Source organism: Chryseobacterium sp. SIMBA_028 (genome assembly GCF_046535285.1).
Taxonomy (GTDB): Bacteria; Bacteroidota; Bacteroidia; order Flavobacteriales; family Weeksellaceae; genus Chryseobacterium.
The window spans coordinates 1-259 of sequence record NZ_JAWRWZ010000476.1 but is presented as its reverse complement, the minus strand read 5'-3'; the positions used below and the strand labels follow the sequence as shown (position 1 = coordinate 259).

Sequence of the window (259 nt, the reverse complement as noted above, 5' to 3'; positions counted from 1 at the left end):
GCCAGGAGATTTTCGAGGGCCTTAAGGCCTACCGTCACGCCGATGGTTCTGTGTGGACCTTCAGGCCCGAGGCCAATGCCGCCCGCCTGAACAAGTCCGCCCGGCGCCTGGCCCTTCCGGAACTGCCCGAGGAGTACTTCATCGGAGCCATTCGCGAGCTGGTGCAGGCGGACCAGGAGTGGGTTCCGTCCGGCGATGGCGAAGCCTTGTACCTTCGTCCGTTCATGATTGCCACCGAGGCATTCCTGGGCGTCCGGGC

Annotated in this window: 1 pseudogene; it reads left to right on the top strand. The window is 64.9% G+C overall.

Annotation, left to right across the window (positions count from 1 at the left end):
• A pseudogene (locus tag SCA31_RS24190) lies at positions 1-259 on the top strand (branched chain amino acid aminotransferase); the annotation flags it as partial.